At 69.1% G+C, this 15,209-nt stretch carries 15 protein-coding genes; 7 read left to right on the top strand and 8 right to left on the bottom strand.

Annotated elements, in window-relative coordinates; translation table 11 throughout:
* The first annotated feature begins 121 nt into the window (after positions 1 to 121).
* Both AC1DXV_RS21640 and AC1DXV_RS21635 read left to right on the top strand, forming a co-directional pair.
* A complete protein-coding gene (locus tag AC1DXV_RS21640; RefSeq protein WP_477935477.1) occupies positions 122 to 1,120 on the top strand; it encodes an Ldh family oxidoreductase in 999 nt (332 codons plus the stop codon).
* Between the two features lie 101 nt (positions 1,121 to 1,221).
* Positions 1,222 to 2,178, top strand: a complete 957-nt coding sequence (locus tag AC1DXV_RS21635; protein ID WP_477865055.1) for a Bug family tripartite tricarboxylate transporter substrate binding protein — start codon at positions 1,222 to 1,224, stop codon at positions 2,176 to 2,178.
* Here the strand turns inward: AC1DXV_RS21635 and AC1DXV_RS21630 are convergent, their stop codons facing one another.
* The 3 genes from AC1DXV_RS21630 to AC1DXV_RS21620 form a co-directional block, all read right to left on the bottom strand.
* Complete coding sequence (locus AC1DXV_RS21630) at positions 2,179 to 2,937, bottom strand: HesA/MoeB/ThiF family protein (protein ID WP_477865050.1); 759 nt, start codon at positions 2,935 to 2,937, stop codon at positions 2,179 to 2,181.
* Positions 2,938 to 3,005: 68 nt separating this feature from the next.
* Complete coding sequence (locus AC1DXV_RS21625) at positions 3,006 to 4,445, bottom strand: S41 family peptidase (RefSeq protein ID WP_477865049.1); 1,440 nt, start codon at positions 4,443 to 4,445, stop codon at positions 3,006 to 3,008.
* Positions 4,446 to 4,636: 191 nt separating this feature from the next.
* The gene (locus tag AC1DXV_RS21620; protein WP_477865048.1) at positions 4,637 to 6,097 is read right to left on the bottom strand and encodes a hypothetical protein; all 1,461 of its coding nucleotides are present in this window, start codon (positions 6,095 to 6,097) and stop codon (positions 4,637 to 4,639) included.
* A gap of 231 nt (positions 6,098 to 6,328) precedes the next feature.
* Here AC1DXV_RS21620 and AC1DXV_RS21615 point away from each other — a divergent pair, with 231 nt between their 5' ends.
* Positions 6,329 to 6,712, top strand: coding sequence for a DUF427 domain-containing protein (locus AC1DXV_RS21615; protein WP_477865047.1), 384 nt, complete (start codon positions 6,329 to 6,331; stop codon positions 6,710 to 6,712).
* 9 nt (positions 6,713 to 6,721) lie between these two features.
* Here AC1DXV_RS21615 and AC1DXV_RS21610 read toward each other — a convergent pair whose 3' ends face one another.
* Positions 6,722 to 9,622 (bottom strand): adenosylcobalamin-dependent ribonucleoside-diphosphate reductase, encoded by a 2,901-nt coding sequence (locus AC1DXV_RS21610; protein WP_477865046.1) that lies wholly within the window; start codon positions 9,620 to 9,622, stop codon positions 6,722 to 6,724.
* Positions 9,623 to 9,959: 337 nt separating this feature from the next.
* Here AC1DXV_RS21610 and AC1DXV_RS21605 point away from each other — a divergent pair, with 337 nt between their 5' ends.
* Positions 9,960 to 10,601: a hypothetical protein gene (locus AC1DXV_RS21605; protein WP_477865045.1), complete on the top strand. Its 642-nt coding sequence runs from the start codon at positions 9,960 to 9,962 to the stop codon at positions 10,599 to 10,601.
* Here the strand turns inward: AC1DXV_RS21605 and AC1DXV_RS21600 are convergent.
* Positions 10,519 to 11,244: a sulfite exporter TauE/SafE family protein gene (locus tag AC1DXV_RS21600; RefSeq protein WP_477865044.1), complete on the bottom strand. Its 726-nt coding sequence runs from the start codon at positions 11,242 to 11,244 to the stop codon at positions 10,519 to 10,521. The genes AC1DXV_RS21605 and AC1DXV_RS21600 overlap by 83 nt on opposite strands.
* 134 nt (positions 11,245 to 11,378) lie before the next feature.
* Between AC1DXV_RS21600 and AC1DXV_RS21595 the strand changes: the two genes are divergently transcribed.
* Positions 11,379 to 11,876, top strand: coding sequence for an HAD family hydrolase (locus AC1DXV_RS21595; RefSeq protein WP_477865043.1), 498 nt, complete (start codon positions 11,379 to 11,381; stop codon positions 11,874 to 11,876).
* 70 nt (positions 11,877 to 11,946) lie between these two features.
* On the opposite strand, the gene AC1DXV_RS21590 is transcribed toward AC1DXV_RS21595, so the two are convergent.
* Positions 11,947 to 12,873 (bottom strand): LysR family transcriptional regulator, encoded by a 927-nt coding sequence (locus AC1DXV_RS21590; protein ID WP_477935475.1) that lies wholly within the window; start codon positions 12,871 to 12,873, stop codon positions 11,947 to 11,949.
* A 125-nt stretch (positions 12,874 to 12,998) separates the two neighbouring features.
* Here AC1DXV_RS21590 and AC1DXV_RS21585 point away from each other — a divergent pair, with 125 nt between their 5' ends.
* Positions 12,999 to 13,403 (top strand): RidA family protein, encoded by a 405-nt coding sequence (locus AC1DXV_RS21585; RefSeq protein ID WP_477935473.1) that lies wholly within the window; start codon positions 12,999 to 13,001, stop codon positions 13,401 to 13,403.
* A 19-nt stretch (positions 13,404 to 13,422) separates the two neighbouring features.
* Here AC1DXV_RS21585 and AC1DXV_RS21580 read toward each other — a convergent pair whose 3' ends face one another.
* Positions 13,423 to 13,620 (bottom strand): hypothetical protein, encoded by a 198-nt coding sequence (locus tag AC1DXV_RS21580; RefSeq protein ID WP_477873773.1) that lies wholly within the window; start codon positions 13,618 to 13,620, stop codon positions 13,423 to 13,425.
* A gap of 119 nt (positions 13,621 to 13,739) precedes the next feature.
* Here AC1DXV_RS21580 and AC1DXV_RS21575 point away from each other — a divergent pair, with 119 nt between their 5' ends.
* On the top strand, positions 13,740 to 14,612 hold the full coding sequence (locus tag AC1DXV_RS21575; protein WP_477935471.1) for a LysR family transcriptional regulator: 873 nt from the start codon (positions 13,740 to 13,742) through the stop codon (positions 14,610 to 14,612).
* A gap of 7 nt (positions 14,613 to 14,619) precedes the next feature.
* Here AC1DXV_RS21575 and AC1DXV_RS21570 read toward each other — a convergent pair.
* Positions 14,620 to 15,209: FAD-dependent oxidoreductase (locus AC1DXV_RS21570; RefSeq protein WP_477935469.1), on the bottom strand; the 590-nt coding region annotated here is incomplete at its 5' end.

The raw sequence follows: 15,209 nt of genomic DNA, 5'->3' as shown, positions 1-15,209 counted from the left end.
CCGGCAGCCCGCTCGCCGGCTGCCCGAGCCTGCTGCTGACGCCGCACATCGCCGGCGTCACCGCCGAGGCCAACGAGCGCGTGTCGGCGCTGATCGCGGCCAAGGTGCTGGAGGCCCTCGCATGACGGTGATGACGCTGGACGACGCGCGCCATCGCGTCGCGGCCGCGCTGCAACGCGCCGGCGCCAACCCCGCGATGGCCGAATCGACCGCCCGCGCGCTGGTGCTGGCCGAGGCGCAGGGCCTGGCCTCGCACGGCCTGAGCCGCATCGCGCAGTACAGCGGCCACCTGCGATGCGACCGCGTCAATGGCGCCGCGCAGCCGCAGGTCGTCAAGCGCAAGGGCGCGGCGCTGGTCGTCGATGCGCAGGAGGGGCTCGCGTTCCCGGCCTGCGACCTGGCCATCGCCGAGGCCATCCGCACCGCCGGCGAGCTCGGCATCTGCATCGTCGGCATCGTCAACAGTCACCACTGCGGGGTCGTCGTCGACCACCTGCGCGCGGTCACCGCAGCCGGCATGGCGGGGCTCGGCTTCTCGAACTCGCCGTCGGCGATGCCGGCGGCTGGCGGGCGGCATCCGATCTTCGGCACCAACCCGGTGGCTGCGGCCTTTCCGCGGCGCGGTGCCGACCCGCTGCTGATCGACCTGAGCCTCAGCGAGGTCGCGCGCGGCAAGCTGATGGTCGCTGCCAAGGAGGGCCGCAGCATCCCGCTCGGCTGGGCGCTGGATGCGAACGGCGAGCCCACCACCGATCCGAAGGCCGGCATGGAGGGCTCGATGCTCGCGATCGGCGCGGCCAGCAGCCCCAAGGGCGCGATGTTGGCGCTGGTGGTCGAGCTGCTGGTGACGGCGCTGATCGGCGCGAACTTCGGTTTCGAGGCGTCGAGCTTCTTCGTCGACGAAGGCAACCGGCCGCACCTGGGCCAGACCTTCATCGTGATCGACCCGGGTGCGCTGGCCGGGCGCGAGATGTTCCTCGACCGGCTGGAGGTGCTGGTGACCGAGATGCTGCGCGACGACGGCGTGCGCCTGCCGGGCGCCCGGCGCGAGCAGCTGCGGCGCGCCGCGGAACGTGATGGATTGAACGTGTCGGAGGCGCTAGCCCAACAGCTGTCCTGAAGCTACGACTTTCCGCGCATATCGATAGGTTTGCAGCCAGTCCGCGTCGCGGGCAGCATGCCGGCCATTTGAAGGAGACGAGCGTGAAGCGACGAGCAGTACTGATCGGTGCCGCGGGCCTGTGGCCTGCGCTGGGCTTTTCACAGGTTTCACAGGCGGGCGACTATCCGAAGCCCGGCGCGACGATCCGCTACGTGGTGCCGTTCCCGCCCGGCGGCCTGACCGACGTGATGGCGCGCCTGGTCGGCCAGCAGCTCGGCGAGCGCTGGAAGGTCAGCGTGGTGATCGACAACAAGCCCGGCAGCGGCGGGCAGATCGGCGCCGACGTGGCCGCCAAGTCGCCCGGCGACGGCTACACGCTGCTCGCGATCACGCTGACGCATGCGGCCAACGTCACGCTGTTCCCGAAGGCGGCCTACAGCTTCACGAAGGACCTGCGCCCGGTCGCGCTGCTGGCCGGCTCGCCGATCCTGGTGGTGGTGCCGGCCGCCAGCCCGATCCAGACGCTGAAGGAGCTGACGGCTGCCGCGAAGGCGCGCAACCTGAACGCCGGCTCCAGCGGCAACGGCACGCCGCCGCACCTGACGCTGGCACTCTTCAACGAGCTCGCGAAGACCAACATCCAGCACGTGCCGTACAAGGGCGGCTCGCCGGCCATGACCGACCTGATCGGCGGCCAGCTCGACGTGGTGTTCTCGAACTTCCCCGAGAGCATCGCGCACGTCAAATCGGGCAAGCTGCGCGCGATCGCCATCGCGAGCGCTGCCCGCCATCCGCTGGTGCCCGAGGTGCCGACGACCGCCGAGGCCGGGCTGCCGGAGCTGCTGACCGAGAACTGGACCGGCCTGATGGCGCCGGCCTCGATGCCCGATGCGGCGGTGAAGAAGCTTGCGGCCGAGGTCGTGCGCATCATGCAGACGCCCGAACTCGAGGAGCGAGCGCGCACGCAGGGCTTTCGCATCGATGCGCGCGGGCCGGAGGCGTTTGCCGCCTTCCTGCACGACGAGGTGGCGCGCTGGGCGAAGGTGATTCAATCCGCCAACATCAAACCCGACTGATCAGGCGTGGCCGCGCTGCCCGCACACCGGGCAGCCGGCCTGGCGGCTGAGCCTGACCTCGTTCCATTCCATCCGGCGGGCATCCAGCATCTGCAGCCGCCCGGCCAGCGAGCTGCCGATGCCGGCCAGCAGCTTCAGCGCCTCGGCGGCCTGCATGCTGCCGATGATGCCGACCAGCGGCGCGAGCACGCCCATCGTCGAGCAGGCGACCTCCTCGAACGCCGCATCGGGCGGGAACAGGCAGGCGTAGCACGGCGCGGCATCGTCGCGCGTGTCGTAGACCGAGATCTGGCCGTCGAAGCCGATCGCCGCACCCGACACCAGCGGCTTGCGGTGCGCCACGCAAGCGGCGTTGACGGCATGGCGGGTCGCGAAGTTGTCGCTGCAGTCGAGCACGACGTCGGCGTCGGCGACCAGCGTGTCCAGGCGCTGCGCATCGGCGCGCTCGGTCAGCGCATGCACCCGCACGTCGGGGTTGATCGCCGCGATGGAGCGTGCCGCGGAGACGGCTTTCGGCTGGCCGACGCGCGACAGGTCGTGCGCGATCTGGCGCTGCAGGTTGGTCAGATCGACGCTGTCGTGGTCGACGATCGTCAGCGTGCCGACGCCCGAGGTCGCGAGGTACAGCGCCACCGGCGAGCCGAGCCCGCCGGCACCGATCACCAGCGCATGCGAATCGAGCAGCCGCTGCTGGCCGGCGATGTCGAGCTCGTCGAGCAGGATGTGGCGGGAGTAGCGCAGCAGCTGGTCGTCGTTCATCGGCGGCAGGATACCCAACAATGAAAAACGCCCGCGCGAGGCGGGCGTTTCGGAGGGAGGGTGTCGGATCAGTTCGTCGCCGGTGCCTCGGCACGCCGTTCGACGATCGACTTCGAGACGACCACCGGCTTGCCCTTCAGGCGGTTGATCGCCTGCGCCAGCGGGAAGTCTTCTTCGCTGCCGAACTCGGGCAGCGGCTTCAGCGGGTTCTTCTTCGCGGCTTCATCCTCGAGCTTCTTGCGCGCTTCCTCGCGCGCCTTCTCGCGGGCTTCGTCCTTCTGCTCGGCGCCCTGGCCGCTGCCGATGTGCTTTTCCAGATCGGCCTCGCGCACGCGCAGCGCCGAGAACAGGTTGCCGTCGGCGGTCTCGTCGATCATCACGTCGGGCACGATGCCCTTGGCCTGGATCGAGCGGCCGCTCGGCGTGTAGTAGCGCGCGGTCGTGATCTTCAGTGCGGTCTCGGGGGACAGCTGGCGCACGGTCTGCACCGAGCCCTTGCCGAAGGTCTGGGTGCCCATGATGGTGGCGCGCTGGTGGTCTTGCAGCGCACCGGCGACGATCTCGCTGGCCGAGGCCGAGCCTTCGTTCACCAGCACCACCAGCGGCACCTTCTTCAGCGCGTCGGGCAGCTTGCGCAGCGGGTCACCGCCGCCACGGCGCAGGTAGTCGCTCGGCGAGGCCTTGAACGACTGCTTCGATTCGGCGATCTGGCCGTTGGTGGTCACGACCACCGCATCGGCCGGCAGGAAGGCCGCCGACACCGCGACCGAGGCCTCGAGCAGGCCGCCCGGGTCGTTGCGCAGGTCGAGCACCAGGCCCTTCAGGTTGGGTTCCTGCTTGTAGATCTCTTCGAGCTTGCGGGCGAAATCGTCGACCGTGCGGTCCTGGAACTGGCTGACGCGCAGCCAGGCGTAGCCGGGCTCGACGATCTTCGAGCGCACGCTCTGCACGCGGATTTCTTCGCGGGTGATCGTGACGGGGAAGCTGCGGTTCTCGGTCTTGCGGAAGATGGTGAGCAGCACCTTGGTGCTCGGCTCGCCACGCATGCGCTTGACGGCCTGGTCCATCGTCAGGCCCTTGACCACGGTGTCGTCGATCTTGGTGATCAGGTCGCCGCTCTTCAGGCCGGCGCGGAAGGCCGGGGAGCCCTCGATCGGCGAGACGATCTTGACGAGACCGTCTTCCATGCCGATCTCGATGCCGACGCCGACGAAGCGGCCGGTCGTGCCTTCACGGAATTCCTTGAAGGTCTTCTTGTCGAAATACTGGGAGTGCGGGTCGAGGCCGGCCACCATGCCGCCGATGGCGTCGGTGATCAGCTTCTTCTCGTCGACCGGCTCGACGTAATCGCTCTTGACCATCCCGAAGACGGCGGCGAGCTGCTGGAGTTCTTCCAGCGGGAGTTGCGCGGCGGTGTTGCGGGCGGTCGCCTGCAACTGCATGGTAGTGAGCGCGCCAGCGACGGCCCCCAGCGTGATCCAGCCTGCGACCTTGAGTTTGGCACCCATCATTGACCCACTTCCTGCCTGATAAGAAGACTTCACGCGGACCCAGTATAGAGCTGTGACCGCGTTTGGAGCCGCAGAGGCGGAGGAAGTTTCACGGCTATTTCGGGGCTTTGCCCGGGATGGTGTCGAGACGTGACGCGGGGTTTTCCCGCGCCCGTGTCAGACACGCATGCCGTGCGCAGCCGCTCGGTTCACTGCTTCGAGGCGTTCCAGGTGCCGGTCGCCGACGCGCTCGGGCGCGCCCAGGTGCCCGAGCCGGTGGTGGCGCCGAGCGTGCCGCTGAAGCTGGCGTCGCTGCTGGTGCTGCCGACCGAGAGGCCGCCGGCGGCGCTGACCGTGCCGCTGACCATGAAGCTGCCGCCCACGCCGGACGAGGTGCAGGTGCCGATCACGTGCCCCGGGGCGTTGACCGACAGCGCGGTGCAGCTGCCGGTGTCGCCGCCGGCGTAGGTGACGCTCCAGGTGCCGGCCGTGGCCGCCGGGTGGTCGGGGATCGTCGGCGGGGTGATCCCCAGGCTGGCGGCCAGCGCCTCGTACGCGACCTTGTTGAGCCGGGTCTGCTTCGACGTCGCCGGCTTGTCCTGGAAGCCCTGGTAGACGTGGCCGCCGCGCTGCACGAAGACACGCGTGAAGGTCTGGGCGGAGACGGCGGCCGGCAGGCCGGTGAAGGTCATGATCGGCGTCGCGCCGTCGAGCGCCGTGGTCGACTGGTAGCTGGCGGTGCCGATGCTGCTGCAGTTGGAGAACGCACCCGACACCGTGTCGAGATCGCACAGGTGCAGGCTCACGGTGCCGTTGGCGTTGAAGCTGCCGCGCATGCGTTCCTGGAGGCAGACCTGGACCCCGCAGCCGTTGCTGCCGTGGAGGTTGCCCATCGACACGGTGTTGGCCGTCGACACCGCTGCGCTGTTCGTCACCGCCGGGTAGCTGGTGACCAGGCCCGCCAGCGTCGTCACGTTGTTGCCGGCGAAGCCGTCCGTCAGCCGGTAGCCGACCGGGGTGGCGCTCTCGACGTTGGAGATCGTGCGGATCTTCGCGCCGGCCGGCATCACGCCGGTCAGGTTCGCCGCGGTGACGCCGATGACGGTCGACAGCGTGTTGGTGGTCAGATCCTGCGTCTTTGCGACGACGCTCGAGATCGGCTGGCCGGCCACGTCGGTGTCGGTGGAGGTCGATTGCCCGATGTAGCCGTAGTTGTAGTCGTAGGCGCCGTTCGGGCCGCTGTGGTTCGGCGTGGCGCCGTCGAGCGGCGTGTGCCAGCCCGCGGCGGTGACGAACTGGACGGTGTCGTACACCACCACCGCCGGCTTGCCGGCCGACAGCGCTTCACGCACGTCGTAGTAGGTGCCGCGACCGGTCGAGTCGACGACGTTGTCGGAGTAGTAGTAGCGCAGCACGTAGGTGTCCGAATTGGCGTACGTGAAGGCGCGGGCCCAGTAGCTCGCCGGGGCGGGGGCGGGCGCAGGTGCTGGGCCAGGTGCTGGGGCAGGCGCTGGAGCGGGTGCCGGTGCCGGTGCCGGTGCCGGTGCAGGGCCCGAAGCCGGGGCCGGGGATGGCGCCGGGCTGTCGCCCCCACCGCCGCAGGCGGCGAGCGTGGACAGCGAGACGGCCAGGGCCGACGCCCACAGGGCGCGCGTGGAAGCAGTGATCATGGGTCTCCCTCGTGAATGACGTGTGATCCGGCGCGCGATCTCTGCCGCGACCGGTCGGGCCGGATTCTGGTGGGAGGTCTGCTGTCCTACAAGCCCTCACATGGAGGAGGCGGCATCTCCATGTGTGTCATCGATGACATGAATGCAGGCACCGCGATTGCCCGCCGACGGCATCGCCGCCGGCGCGCGGTGTTCCCTCCCTTTCGCCCATTCGATGCAGGAGCCATCCCGATGAGTCGATCACCCGGTCACCAGCAGCACCCCGAGCACAAGGTTCGGGAATCCCGCGCCGAAGGGCGCATGAGCGTCAACCTCAACGGACTGGTCGTCGCGGATTCGCGCAACGCCGTGAAGCTGGACGAGGACGGCCACCCACTGCGCTTCTACTTCCCGCGGGAAGACGTGAAGATGGAGTTTCTCGAACGCAGCGACACGACGACCGAGTGCCCGTTCAAGGGCCACGCCAGCTACTTCGACCTGCGCAACGGCGGCCAGACGATCAAGGACGCCGTGTGGAGCTACGAGACGCCGTACGACGAGCATGCCGGCATCAAGGAGATGCTGGCCTTCGACGAGTCGAAGTCGGCCGGCATCCACATCCGCAGCCTGCCCTGACGGGAGGCGTCACCCGCAGCTTCCGATGTGCCCGCACGCCGTGCAGAACTCGCAGCCATCCTTGTGGATGACGGCATGGTTCCCGCATTCCGGGCAGGCGGTGCCGGCCAGCGGCGCGGCGGCGGCCTCGCCCGGGTCCGGCGGCTGCAGGATGCCCATGTCCCGCAGCGGATAGCCTTCTTCGTTCAGCACGCCCAGCATCGTGTAGCGGTGGATCACGAGTCGCGCCAGGTAGGCCACCGTCGACGGCCAGGTCTGCTGGCGCTGCTGGCCGGGTGCCAGCCCCGGCACGAAGGCCATGAAGTGGCCGAGCGGTTCGGCATAGCTCAGCAGCTTGCGCAGCTTCATGCCGATCCAGGCCGGGTCGAGCACCCGCATGTCCAGCGACAGGATGCGTGCGAGGCCGTCCATCGCCCGCGGGTAGTTGCCGGACAGCCCCATCGCGCAGGGCAGCGTGACGGCGCCGCCCTGGCCCCCCAGCCCTTCCGGCAGCTGCACCTCCTTCAGCGACAGCGTGAACGCCTCGTCGCTGGCCGGGTTGTGGATGTCGACGGACCAGGCGAGCGTGCCGTTCGGGCCGGTCAGCGGCTCCTGGCGGCTGAACATCGCGTCGATCACCGGAGACGAGGTTGCCCCGTCGGTCGGCACCGACCACAGGCCCAGTTGCTCGCAGCGCCAGCGGATCACCGCGGCGGTGGCCGCCACCACGCCCGGGAAACGCCGCGGCGCGCCGTCGGGCGGGAAGGGCATGTCGAAGGCGCGCTCCTCCTGCACGGTGGCCAGCGCGTCGAGCTTCAGCCGCACCCAGGCGGGGTCCTTCGCGCGCAGGTCCATCGACAGCGTCTTCGCGAGCGCGCCCAGCCCGCGCGGCTGCTCGGCACCGTTCACCCACACCTCGAAGGGCGCGCTGCGCCCGTCCTGCGGCAGCTCGCCGATGAAGAGCGCGAACTCGCCGTGCGGGTGCCGGATCATGTAGGTCCACGCGGCGTTGCCGGCCATCAGCTCGGGCCGGCCCGGCCAGCGCAGCGAGGCCAGCACCGGCTGCGGCGGCCGCTCGATGGCCAGGCGCTGGTTGGCATGCACGGCCGGTGCCAGCTGCAGCGGCAAGGCGGCGGGCTCCACGCTCAGCACCGAGCCCAGCACCGCGTTCGGCCGGTAGGTCGCCAGCCCCTTCAGCCCCGAGGTCCAGGCGCGCAGGTACAGGTCCTGGAAATCCGCATACGGGTAGTCGGCCGGCACGTTCACGGTCTTCGAGATCGCGGTGTCGACGAAGGGCGAGACCGCGGCCACCATCTCCTCATGCGCCTGCGCGCTCATCTCGAGCGCGGTGACGAAGGCGTCGGTGAGCGGCGCCTGCGTACCTCGCAAATGGCGATAGAGGCGCCAGGCGTGGTCTTCCACCGGGTACTGCTTCATGCTGCCGTCGGCCATGCGCTTGCGGCGCTGGTAGCTCCACGAGAACGCCGGCTCGATGCCGTTGCTCGCGTTGTCGGCGAAGGCCAGGCTGATGGTGCCGGTCGGCGCGATCGACAGCAGGTGCGAGTTGCGCAGCCCCTGCTTGCGGATGCGCTCCTTCAGCGGCCCGGGCAGGCGCGATGCGAAGGTGCCGCGGCTCAGGTAGAGGTCGGCATTGAAGAGCGGGAACGCGCCACGCTCGGCCGCGAGATCGCACGAAGCGGCATACGCGGTGTCGCGCAGCAGCGCGGCGATGCGGCGCGCCTCGTCGCGCGCGGCGGCGCTGTCGTAGCGCAGGTTCAGCATCACCAGCGCATCGCCCAGGCCGGTGAAGCCGAGGCCGATGCGGCGCTTGCTGCGCGCTTCGCGGGCCTGCGCGTCGAGCGGCCAGAAGCTGATGTCGAGCACGTTGTCGAGCATGCGCACCGCCAGCGTCACGAGCCGCGCGAAGCCGGCGTCGTCGAAGCGCGCGCCCGCGTCGAACGGTGCGCGCACGAAGCGCGTCAGGTCGATCGAGCCGAGGCAGCAGCAGCCGTAGGCCGGCAACGGCTGCTCGCCGCACGGGTTGGTGGCGGTGATGGTCTCGCAGTACGACAGGTTGTTGTCGAGGTTGATGCGGTCGAGGAACAGCACGCCCGGCTCGGCGTGGTCGTAGGTGGAGCGCATGATCTGCTCCCACAGCGCACGCGCCGGCAGGCTGCGGTAGACCCACAGCCCGTCGTCGCGCTGGTGCGCGCCGGCGGCCACCTGGTGCGGGCCGGCCGCGGCGCGGTGCACCAGATCCACCGCGGCGCCGCGCTGCACCGCTTCCATGAAGGCATCGGTGAGGCCGACCGAGATGTTGAAGTTGCTGAGGTCGCCCTTGTCCTTCGCGTGGATGAACTCCTCGATGTCCGGGTGGTCGCAGCGCAGCACGCCCATCTGCGCGCCGCGCCGCGCGCCGGCCGACTCCACCGTCTCGCAGGAGCGGTCGAACACCCGCATGTACGACACCGGCCCCGACGCGTTGGCCTGCGTGCTCGCGACCCAGGCGCCGCGCGGGCGGATGCGCGAGAAGTCGTAGCCGACGCCGCCGCCGCGGCGCATCGTCTCGGCGGCCTCGGTGAGCGCGGTGTAGATGCCGGGGTGGCCGTCTTCTTCCTGCGCGATCGCGTCGCCCACCGGCTGCACGAAGCAGTTGATCAGCGTGGCGGTGAGCTCGGTGCCGGCCGCCGAGTTGATGCGGCCGGCCGGGATGAAGCCGGCCTGCAGCGCCTCGAGGAAGCGCGCTTCCCATTGCGGACGCGATTCGGCGGGCTCCACCTGCGCGAGCGCGCGGGCCACGCGGCGCCGCACGTCGTCGGGCGTGCGCTCGTCGCCCTTCGCGTATTTCTCGAGCAGCACTTCGGTGCTGATGTCCTGGGGGAGGAGGGCGGTCGCCTTCGGGTCGGCCGCGGTCAGGTGATCGGTGCTCATCGGATCCTTCAAGTCGATGTCGCCGACATCCTGAACCCGGCACGAGCGCGCGTAAAGCGCCCCGGCGTCATCCATGACGGCAGCATTGTTGAGCCGGCGCGCAGGGCACGGTGGCGAAGGTTGCAGCGGCGGCCAGCGCCCACGTGGCGCGGGCGAGCATCGAGCGAGGTCATGGTCTCTTTCCTGTGGTGGTGAGCGGAGGAACATCCCCCGGCAGACCATTGCAGCGCGGCAGGAGCGGTGAAACCTTGCCGCCGCGCAAGCCCGGACTGCGGCCAGGTGGTCACCGGGCGGGGGCTGACGCGGGTCAAGCGCGGCGTTGTGTGGACCTGACGCTGTGGCGTTCAATGCCAGAATTCGCGCCACACCAAAAGTACACACGCGAGGCAGGCGAATGGCGGCGCAGCGGGAACTCGTTTCGATCACGCGAACCGGGATCGATGCTCAAGCGATCCAGGGATTCGCGCTGGCCGCGTCAGATCAATTGGTCGTGCGGCAGTACGTCCACGACTTCCGCCTGGATGGGTTGATGGTGCTCAGCACATCGGACATCACCGAGATTCGCAGCTCTGCAACGGACAACTTCCAGACCAGGTTGCTCGAGTTGGAGGGCTTGCTGGAGCGGGTTCCATTCGACACGGCATTCGATCTGCGGGACTGGCGCTCGATCATCAAGCAGCTTGCGCGGGCCCATCCGTTGCTCATTGTCGAGTGCGAGCGTGGAGACGACCCGCACTTCATCATCGGACGCCTGGTGAAGACGACTTCTGCCGCGGCATATGTGCGCTACTTCACCGGCGTCGGCCGATGGCTGGAGAAGCTCGACCGAGTCAACTTCTGCGACATCACCTGCTGCCGGGTCGACTCGAACTATTCGAACGTCTACCAGCGGCACCTCAGCGCCACGCTGCCCACAGCAGCGACAGGCCCGAACCCAGCATCAGCGCATCCAGCAGCAACGAGAACGCGCGAGGGCTGATCCGCACCACGAACGCCTTCCCGACATAGGTTCCGGCCATCAGCGAGCTGCCGACGATGGCGCCTTGCAGCAGCGTGTCGGTCGACAGCGCACCCAGCTGCCGGAAGGTCGCGACCTTGCTGAGGTAGAGCGCCAATGCGCTCGCCGCTTCGGTGGAGATGAAGGCGCCGCCCGTCAGGCCGTAGGCGGTGAACACCGGGACGCTGAGCGGCCCGGTCGACAGCACGAGGCCGGTGAGGAAGCCGATCACCGCGCCCGCTGCCGAGACCTCGCGCAGGCGCAGGCGCCGCCCCGTGCCGGCACGCCAGCGCCTGAGCACCAGCATCGCGAGGAAGAACAGCCCGAGCATCGCATCGATGACGGCCGGCCGCAGCGACAGCATCGTGCGCGCGCCGAGCGCCGCGGTGAGCGCACCCGGCAACGCATACGCCGCCGCGGCCTTCCAGTCGACCTCTCGCCACCAGGCGGCGACGCGTGCGATGTTGGCCAGCACCGCGGCGACCGCCATGATGGGCACCGCCTGCTTCGGGCCATAGGCGTAGACGAGGACCGGCAACAGCATCAGCGACGAGCCGGTGCCGATGACGCCGCTGACGCAGCCTGCGATGAGCCCGACCGACAAGACGAAGAAATAGGAAGTCATTCAGGAAGTCATTCGCGCAGATGGCCTGTGAAGTCGTCGACACTCGCGGACGTGCGGAAATCTAACCCGACCCGCTGCGACACCGCCGAAGCCTTGTGCCCATGGTTGGCCGGAAGACACCAGAAAGACCGCACATGCCACTGCGCGCCGTGATCTTCGATCTTGACGACACGCTCCACGACAAGTCCGCCACGCTGCGAGCCGTGGCGAGGCGACTCCATGCAGATCACGGGCTTTCGGCACAGGGCGTGAAGCTCGATGACTGGGTCAGCGAGTTTGTGGCACTCAACCATCTTCGGATCGAGAAGCCCGACGTGTTCGAGAGGCTCACGGCCTCGTTCGCGCTCCCTGGCGCATTGGGCAGGTCTTTGCTGGAAGACTGCGACGCCAACCTTGGAAGCCAGGCCCAGCCCTTCCCTGGAGCGATCGATTGCCTGGCGGCCTGCAAGGCTGCCGGATTGAAAGTCGGCGTGGTGACGAACGGCCGCGACGGATTCCAGCGCAGCAAGATCGCGGGGCTGGGGGCCCTTCCTTACCTCGATGCGATATATCGAGCCTGCGATTGCGCTGGGCATGACAGCCGTCTGGAAGTCTTCCGAGCGTGCGAGCGACGTTGCGCTGAGCACGCGTGACTTTCAGGAAATCCAGGCCTATCTCGTGAATGCGGCCCGCGAGGTCACTTGATGCGGCTTCGGTGTCGCTTCACGATGTTCCCGCCCCGCCGACAGGTGCGTGCCGCGCCATCAACTCGGCCACCCAGTCGATGAACACCCGCAGCTTGGCGCTGACGTACCGGTTCGGCGGAAACGCCACGTAGATCGGCATCGCATCGAAGCGCCAGTCCGGGAACAGCGGCACCAGCTCGCCGCTCGCCCGGTGGGCCTGCGACATGTAATCCGGCAGCCAGAGCACTCCCAGGCCCGCCAGGCCGGCCGCCAGGCAGGCGTTGCCATCGTCCATCGCGACCACGTACCGCCCCGTCACCTCGATGCGTTCGCCGTCGCGCTGCATCGCGTACGGCACGATCTTGCCGGTGCGCGCGCTCTTGTAGCCCACGATGCGGTGATGCGTGCCCTCGAGATCCCGCGGATGCGCCGGTGTGCCCGCGCGCGCCAGGTAGCTCGGCGCCGCACAGACCCGGGCCTGCAGATCGCCCACGCGGCGTGCCATCAGCGACAGGTCGGTGAGTTCGCCGCCGCGCACGACGCAATCCACCTTCTCGCCGATCAGGTCCACCATGCGGTCGCTCACGCCCATGTCGAGCTGGATGTCGGGGTAGCGCGCGTGGAAGGCCGGCAGTGCCGGCACCAGGATGATGCGGGCCAGCGGGGTCGGCACGTCGACCCGCAGCCGGCCCCGCGGCGTCGCCGAGGCGCTCGACAGGCTGCTCTCGGCATCGTCCATGTCGGCCAGCAGGCGCAGCACGTGCTCGTAGTAGGCCGCGCCGTCGGCCGTCACGTTGACCTTGCGCGTGGTGCGGTTCAGCAGCTTCACGCGCAGCCGGGCCTCCAGCTGCTGCACCAGCTGCGTCACGCTGGTCTTGCTCAGCTGCAGCGTCTCGGCCGCCTTCGTGAAGCTGCCGGTCTCCACCACGCGGGCGAATGCCTGCATCGCATCAAAACGGTCCATCGCTGATCCCCGCTCTTCGACGATTGTTTGGATTTTCCAAACGATGATTGTCTGCCAGGCCCGTAGATCCCGGCGGCGGGGATGCCTAGAGTCTCTCCATCGTGATCAATTCAAGGATGCAAGCGATGGGCAAGCGTGATGTGGTTTTTCCGGCCGGGCGCCAGGCGCTCTATGAAACGAACCGGTATTCGCCGGCGATCCGGTCCAACGGCTTCCTGTTCGTGTCGGGGCAGGTCGGCAGCAGGCCGGACGGCTCTCCCGAGCCGGACCTGCAGGCCCAGGTGCGGCTCGCGTTCGACAACCTGAATGCCATCCTGGCGGCTGCCGGCTGCACCTTCGACGACGTGGTCGACGTGACCGTCTTCATCGTCGATCCGGAATCGACGTTCGAGACGATCTGGAAGATCGTGCCGGAGTACTGGGGCAACGCACCTCACCCGACGCTCACCGGCATCGGCGTGACCTGGCTCTACGGGTTCCAGTTCGAGATCAAGGTGATCGCGAAGCTGCCCGAGACCGGCGCCAGCTGAGCAAAGCGGGCGGGCCCGCTCAGACCCCGACGATCAAGACCTCGCTCTCGGCGGCCACGCGCGTCGCATGGCGTGCTTCGCTGCGGCTCTGGGCGGAGCCGGCCGTGCGTTGCGCGTCGGGCTTCTTCTGCGGCACGGCCGTCCGCTGCGCGGGCCCCGCCTGCGGGCGCTCCGACGTGTCGCGTCGCGGGGTCGTGTTCGAAGAGCGTGTGTTCATCTTGGACTCCTTCTGTTGGCGTGCTGCGAATGGTCGTCCTTGCTTGAATTCCGGTAAAGCGATCTTTATTGGCCGATAAGAGCAACAATGTTGCATTCAAATCTGCCGCTGGAGACGCCGTGGACGTGACCCTCGCCCGCACCTTCCTCGACATCGTCGAGACCGGCAGCTTCGTTCGCGCCGCCGAGCGGCTGCACGTCACGCAGACGGCGGTCAGTGCCCGCGTGAAGGCGCTGGAGGAAGCGGTCGGCGCCACGCTGTTCGTGCGCAGCAAGGCCGGCGCGTCGCTCACGCCGGCCGGCGAGCGCTTCGTGCGCCACGCCTCGATGATGGTGCAGGTGTGGGAGCGGGCGCGCCACCAGGTGGCCGTGCCGCCCGGCCATGAATCGGTGCTGACCATCGGTTGCGAGATGAGCCTGTGGGATCCGCTGCTGCTCGACTGGCTGCTGTGGATGCGCAACGTCGCGCCGCAACTCGCCTTGCGCACCGAGGTGGGCGTCGCGCCCGAGCTGATGGACCGCGTGGCGTCCGGCATGCTCGACATCGCGGTCGTCTACGCACCGCAGCGCCGCCCGGGCCTGCGCATCGAGCTGCTGATCGAGGAGAAGCTGGTGCTCGTCACCACGCACAAGCCCACCCACAAGCGGGTTCGCAAGCTCGACCCCGCCGACTACGTCTACGTCGACTGGGGCCCGGAGTTCGCGCAGCAGCACAGCCTCGCGTTTCCGCACCTGGGCCATGCGGCGGTGACCGCCGGCCTCGGCCCGCTCGGGCGCGAGTTCGTGCTGGCCAACGGCGGCTCCGGCTACTTCCGGCTGGCGGTCGTGCGCAAGCACCTCGACAGCGGCCGGCTGTACCGCGTGAAGGGCGCGCCCGAGTTCCTGTACCCGGCCTATGCGGTGTTCGCCGAAGAGTCCGATGCCGCCGTCGTGCAGCCGGCGCTCGACGGGCTGCGCCATGCCGCCGGCGGCACGACGGCCGACCACGAATGACCCTGCGCTACGCCGCCACGGCGCTTTCCAGCTCGCGCTCGGCACGCAGGCTCGCCAGGTCGCGCCCGATCGTCGCGACGGCCAGCACCCGGCCGCCGAGCCGGTAGCGCACGCTGCAGTCGCGCGCCGCGATCGAGCCGTCGATCTCGATCGCATCCCAGCGCTCGGCATGCCCCACGTACTGGATCGTCACGTCGTAGTGCTGGCTCCAGAAGAACGGGCTGATGTCGAAGGCGCGGCGCCGGCCGAGCATGTTCAGCGCGGCGACCTGGCCCTGGCGCTCGGCGAGCGCCCAGTGCTCGACGCGGATGCGCTCGCCCGAATGCGGATCCGGCCAGCGCGCGATGTCGCCGGCCGCGAAGATGCCCGGCGCGCTGGTCTGCAGCCACGCGTCGACGCTGACGCCCCGGTCGACGGCCAGCCCCGCCTGTTCGGCCAGCGCGAGTGCGGGCCGCACGCCCACGCCGGCGACGATCAGGTCGGCCTCGACCAGCGTGCCGTCGGCCAGCCGGACCTGTGAGCCATCGACCCGCGCCACCGTGGCGCCGAGGTGGAAGACCACGCCGTGCGAGGCATGCAGGTCGCGCACGAACGCAC

It is taken from the genome of Rhizobacter sp. P3_C12 (genome assembly GCF_056402735.1).
The sequence above is the reverse complement of the archived record's forward strand: the minus strand, read 5'-3'. Positions and strand labels throughout refer to the sequence as shown.

Bases quoted from the DNA above. Each gene is read 5' to 3' on its own strand.
- AC1DXV_RS21640 (WP_477935477.1), top strand. From the start codon at position 122: ATGACGGTGATGACGCTGGACGACGCGCGCCATCGCGTCGCGGCCGCG.
- AC1DXV_RS21630 (WP_477865050.1), bottom strand. From the start codon at position 2,937: ATGAACGACGACCAGCTGCTGCGCTACTCCCGCCACATCCTGCTCGAC.
- AC1DXV_RS21625 (WP_477865049.1), bottom strand. From the start codon at position 4,445: ATGGGTGCCAAACTCAAGGTCGCAGGCTGGATCACGCTGGGGGCCGTC.
- AC1DXV_RS21620 (WP_477865048.1), bottom strand. From the start codon at position 6,097: ATGATCACTGCTTCCACGCGCGCCCTGTGGGCGTCGGCCCTGGCCGTC.
- AC1DXV_RS21615 (WP_477865047.1), top strand. From the start codon at position 6,329: ATGAGTCGATCACCCGGTCACCAGCAGCACCCCGAGCACAAGGTTCGG.
- AC1DXV_RS21610 (WP_477865046.1), bottom strand. From the start codon at position 9,622: ATGAGCACCGATCACCTGACCGCGGCCGACCCGAAGGCGACCGCCCTC.
- AC1DXV_RS21600 (WP_477865044.1), bottom strand. From the start codon at position 11,244: ATGACTTCCTATTTCTTCGTCTTGTCGGTCGGGCTCATCGCAGGCTGC.
- AC1DXV_RS21595 (WP_477865043.1), top strand. From the start codon at position 11,379: ATGCCACTGCGCGCCGTGATCTTCGATCTTGACGACACGCTCCACGAC.
- AC1DXV_RS21590 (WP_477935475.1), bottom strand. From the start codon at position 12,873: ATGGACCGTTTTGATGCGATGCAGGCATTCGCCCGCGTGGTGGAGACC.
- AC1DXV_RS21585 (WP_477935473.1), top strand. From the start codon at position 12,999: ATGGGCAAGCGTGATGTGGTTTTTCCGGCCGGGCGCCAGGCGCTCTAT.
- AC1DXV_RS21580 (WP_477873773.1), bottom strand. From the start codon at position 13,620: ATGAACACACGCTCTTCGAACACGACCCCGCGACGCGACACGTCGGAG.